The 3,403-nt window shown below is 50.7% G+C and carries 3 protein-coding genes; 2 read left to right on the top strand and 1 reads right to left on the bottom strand.

From position 1 onward, the window contains the following. Positions 1 to 68 precede the first annotated feature (68 nt). The gene (locus C3489_RS40115) at positions 69 to 404 is read right to left on the bottom strand and encodes a hypothetical protein (protein ID WP_081450183.1); all 336 of its coding nucleotides are present in this window, start codon (positions 402 to 404) and stop codon (positions 69 to 71) included. A 64-nt stretch (positions 405 to 468) separates the two neighbouring features. Between C3489_RS40115 and C3489_RS37910 the strand changes: the two genes are divergently transcribed. Together C3489_RS37910 and C3489_RS37895 are read left to right on the top strand one after the other, a co-directional pair. Next, the gene (locus C3489_RS37910; RefSeq protein WP_000165985.1) at positions 469 to 660 is read left to right on the top strand and encodes a Rop family plasmid primer RNA-binding protein; all 192 of its coding nucleotides are present in this window, start codon (positions 469 to 471) and stop codon (positions 658 to 660) included. 1,135 nt (positions 661 to 1,795) lie between these two features. Beyond that, positions 1,796 to 2,611 carry an aminoglycoside O-phosphotransferase APH(3')-Ia gene (locus tag C3489_RS37895; protein ID WP_000018329.1) on the top strand — a complete coding sequence of 272 codons (816 nt, stop codon included), beginning with the start codon at positions 1,796 to 1,798 and terminating at the stop codon, positions 2,609 to 2,611. Positions 2,612 to 3,403: the final 792 nt, after the last annotated feature.

Below are 3,403 nucleotides of genomic sequence, written 5' to 3'. Positions count from 1 at the left end.
CCACGGGTGCGCATGATCGTGCTCCTGTCGTTGAGGACCCGGCTAGGCTGGCGGGGTTGCCTTACTGGTTAGCAGAATGAATCACCGATACGCGAGCGAACGTGAAGCGACTGCTGCTGCAAAACGTCTGCGACCTGAGCAACAACATGAATGGTCTTCGGTTTCCGTGTTTCGTAAAGTCTGGAAACGCGGAAGTCAGCGCCCTGCACCATTATGTTCCGGATCTGCATCGCAGGATGCTGCTGGCTACCCTGTGGAACACCTACATCTGTATTAACGAAGCGCTGGCATTGACCCTGAGTGATTTTTCTCTGGTCCCGCCGCATCCATACCGCCAGTTGTTTACCCTCACAACGTTCCAGTAACCGGGCATGTTCATCATCAGTAACCCGTATCGTGAGCATCCTCTCTCGTTTCATCGGTATCATTACCCCCATGAACAGAAATCCCCCTTACACGGAGGCATCAGTGACCAAACAGGAAAAAACCGCCCTTAACATGGCCCGCTTTATCAGAAGCCAGACATTAACGCTTCTGGAGAAACTCAACGAGCTGGACGCGGATGAACAGGCAGACATCTGTGAATCGCTTCACGACCACGCTGATGAGCTTTACCGCAGCTGCCTCGCGCGTTTCGGTGATGACGGTGAAAACCTCTGACACATGCAGCTCCCGGAGACGGTCACAGCTTGTCTGTAAGCGGATGCCGGGAGCAGACAAGCCCGTCAGGGCGCGTCAGCGGGTGTTGGCGGGTGTCGGGGCGCAGCCATGACCCAGTCACGTAGCGATAGCGGAGTGTATACTGGCTTAACTATGCGGCATCAGAGCAGATTGTACTGAGAGTGCACCATTGCGGTGTGAAATACCGCACAGATGCGTAAGGAGAAAATACCGCATCAGGCGCTCTTCCGCTTCCTCGCTCACTGACTCGCTGCGCTCGGTCGTTCGGCTGCGGCGAGCGGTATCAGCTCACTCAAAGGCGGTAATACGGTTATCCACAGAATCAGGGGATAACGCAGGAAAGAACATGTGAGCAAAAGGCCAGCAAAAGGCCAGGAACCGTAAAAAGGCCGCGTTGCTGGCGTTTTTCCATAGGCTCCGCCCCCCTGACGAGCATCACAAAAATCGACGCTCAAGTCAGAGGTGGCGAAACCCGACAGGACTATAAAGATACCAGGCGTTTCCCCCTGGAAGCTCCCTCGTGCGCTCTCCTGTTCCGACCCTGCCGCTTACCGGATACCTGTCCGCCTTTCTCCCTTCGGGAAGCGTGGCGCTTTCTCATAGCTCACGCTGTAGGTATCTCAGTTCGGTGTAGGTCGTTCGCTCCAAGCTGGGCTGTGTGCACGAACCCCCCGTTCAGCCCGACCGCTGCGCCTTATCCGGTAACTATCGTCTTGAGTCCAACCCGGTAAGACACGACTTATCGCCACTGGCAGCAGCCACTGGTAACAGGATTAGCAGAGCGAGGTATGTAGGCGGTGCTACAGAGTTCTTGAAGTGGTGGCCTAACTACGGCTACACTAGAAGGACAGTATTTGGTATCTGCGCTCTGCTGAAGCCAGTTACCTTCGGAAAAAGAGTTGGTAGCTCTTGATCCGGCAAACAAACCACCGCTGGTAGCGGTGGTTTTTTGTTTGCAAGCAGCAGATTACGCGCAGAAAAAAAGGATCTCAAGAAGATCCTTTGATCTTTTCTACGGGGTCTGACGCTCAGTGGAACGAAAACTCACGTTAAGGGATTTTGGTCATGAACAATAAAACTGTCTGCTTACATAAACAGTAATACAAGGGGTGTTATGAGCCATATTCAACGGGAAACGTCTTGCTCTAGGCCGCGATTAAATTCCAACATGGATGCTGATTTATATGGGTATAAATGGGCTCGCGATAATGTCGGGCAATCAGGTGCGACAATCTATCGATTGTATGGGAAGCCCGATGCGCCAGAGTTGTTTCTGAAACATGGCAAAGGTAGCGTTGCCAATGATGTTACAGATGAGATGGTCAGACTAAACTGGCTGACGGAATTTATGCCTCTTCCGACCATCAAGCATTTTATCCGTACTCCTGATGATGCATGGTTACTCACCACTGCGATCCCCGGGAAAACAGCATTCCAGGTATTAGAAGAATATCCTGATTCAGGTGAAAATATTGTTGATGCGCTGGCAGTGTTCCTGCGCCGGTTGCATTCGATTCCTGTTTGTAATTGTCCTTTTAACAGCGATCGCGTATTTCGTCTCGCTCAGGCGCAATCACGAATGAATAACGGTTTGGTTGATGCGAGTGATTTTGATGACGAGCGTAATGGCTGGCCTGTTGAACAAGTCTGGAAAGAAATGCATAAACTTTTGCCATTCTCACCGGATTCAGTCGTCACTCATGGTGATTTCTCACTTGATAACCTTATTTTTGACGAGGGGAAATTAATAGGTTGTATTGATGTTGGACGAGTCGGAATCGCAGACCGATACCAGGATCTTGCCATCCTATGGAACTGCCTCGGTGAGTTTTCTCCTTCATTACAGAAACGGCTTTTTCAAAAATATGGTATTGATAATCCTGATATGAATAAATTGCAGTTTCATTTGATGCTCGATGAGTTTTTCTAAGAATTAATTCATGAGCGGATACATATTTGAATGTATTTAGAAAAATAAACAAATAGGGGTTCCGCGCACATTTCCCCGAAAAGTGCCACCTAAATTGTAAGCGTTAATATTTTGTTAAAATTCGCGTTAAATTTTTGTTAAATCAGCTCATTTTTTAACCAATAGGCCGAAATCGGCAAAATCCCTTATAAATCAAAAGAATAGACCGAGATAGGGTTGAGTGTTGTTCCAGTTTGGAACAAGAGTCCACTATTAAAGAACGTGGACTCCAACGTCAAAGGGCGAAAAACCGTCTATCAGGGCGATGGCCCACTACGTGAACCATCACCCTAATCAAGTTTTTTGGGGTCGAGGTGCCGTAAAGCACTAAATCGGAACCCTAAAGGGAGCCCCCGATTTAGAGCTTGACGGGGAAAGCCGGCGAACGTGGCGAGAAAGGAAGGGAAGAAAGCGAAAGGAGCGGGCGCTAGGGCGCTGGCAAGTGTAGCGGTCACGCTGCGCGTAACCACCACACCCGCCGCGCTTAATGCGCCGCTACAGGGCGCGTCCCATTCGCCAATCCGGATATAGTTCCTCCTTTCAGCAAAAAACCCCTCAAGACCCGTTTAGAGGCCCCAAGGGGTTATGCTAGTTATTGCTCAGCGGTGGCAGCAGCCAACTCAGCTTCCTTTCGGGCTTTGTTAGCAGCCGGATCTCAGTGGTGGTGGTGGTGGTGCTCGAGTGCGGCCGCAAGCTTGCCAAGGGCCCGTGCGAGCGCCTGTACGACGTCGTCGGCCGAACCGGTCGCGGAGT

The sequence above is a fragment of the Streptomyces sp. Ru71 genome, from assembly GCF_002920535.1.
Classification (GTDB): Bacteria; Actinomycetota; Actinomycetes; order Streptomycetales; family Streptomycetaceae; genus Streptomyces.
Note: the sequence above shows the minus strand (reverse complement) of the source record. Positions and strands in the feature narration are given on the sequence as shown.